A 1153-nucleotide genomic window follows, 5' to 3' on the forward strand; every position below is an offset into this window, starting at 1 on the left:
TCGCCAAAGCATACACGTTGAAGCAGTAACCATACATCGTGAGATTATGGCGAATCATCTTGCATATACACATTTGTATATGTTTATAGTAGCAGGCTCACATTTATGGCAATTTTAGTTACAGGTGGAACAGGATATATTGGAAGTCATACAGTAGTTGAATTACAGACTGCCGGATATGATGTTGTAATCGTTGATAATCTTTCCAATTCATCCAAAAAAGTATTATCTCGAATTGAAGCTATCACAGGTAAAAAAGTTTCTTTTTATGAAGCTGATGTTAGAGATCGTGATGCACTCAATGATATTTTTGAAAAAGAAAACATTGATGCTGTTATCAATTTTGCAGGTTTGAAGGCTGTTGGAGAATCTGTTCAAAAGCCATGGGAATATTATGAAAACAATATCAATGGCACACTTGTGCTTATCGATGTTATGAGAAAGCATAATGTAAAGAATTTCATTTTCTCATCTTCAGCAACTGTTTATGGAAATCCGGAGTTTATTCCGATTACAGAAGAGTGTCCTAAGGGTGTTTGCACTAATCCATACGGATGGACCAAGCACATGTTGGAGCAGATTCTGACAGATATTCAGAAAGCAGATAATGAGTGGAACATTGTTCTTCTTCGTTATTTCAATCCTATCGGTGCGCATAAGAGTGGAACAATGGGAGAAAATCCAAATGGTATTCCAAACAACCTTATGCCATATATTACACAGGTTGCTGTTGGAAAGCTTGATCACTTAAATGTATTTGGAAATGATTACGATACTCATGATGGAACAGGTGTTCGTGATTATATTCATGTCGTTGATCTTGCAAAGGGTCATGTTAAGGCTTTGAAGAAGCTTGAAAAAGGAAGCGGTCTTTCAATCTACAACCTTGGAACTGGAATAGGTTACAGTGTATTAGATATTGTAAAGAATTTTGAAGAAGCTAATGGTGTGAAGATTCCATATGTAATTGCACCTAGAAGAGCTGGAGATATTGCAACCTGCTATTCAAGTGCCAAGAAGGCAGAAGAAGAGCTTGGCTGGAAGGCTGAGAACGGAATTCGCGAAATGTGCGAGGATTCCTGGAGATGGCAGAAGAACAATCCAAATGGATATGATGATTGATAATTGTTTTGATAACATTGGCGGCGCACAC

Annotated in this window: 1 protein-coding gene; it reads left to right on the forward strand. The window is 37.6% G+C overall.

Annotation, left to right across the window (positions count from 1 at the left end; genetic code table 11):
• The first annotated feature begins 105 nt into the window (after positions 1-105).
• Complete coding sequence (gene galE / locus G634_RS0114880) at positions 106-1122, forward strand: UDP-glucose 4-epimerase GalE (protein ID WP_026505922.1); 1017 nt, start codon at positions 106-108, stop codon at positions 1120-1122.
• Positions 1123-1153: the final 31 nt, after the last annotated feature.

The organism is Butyrivibrio sp. NC3005, from assembly GCF_000424545.1.
Classification (GTDB): domain Bacteria; phylum Bacillota; class Clostridia; order Lachnospirales; family Lachnospiraceae; genus Butyrivibrio.

Bases quoted from the DNA above. Each gene is read 5' to 3' on its own strand.
- galE (WP_026505922.1), top strand. From the start codon at position 106: ATGGCAATTTTAGTTACAGGTGGAACAGGATATATTGGAAGTCATACA.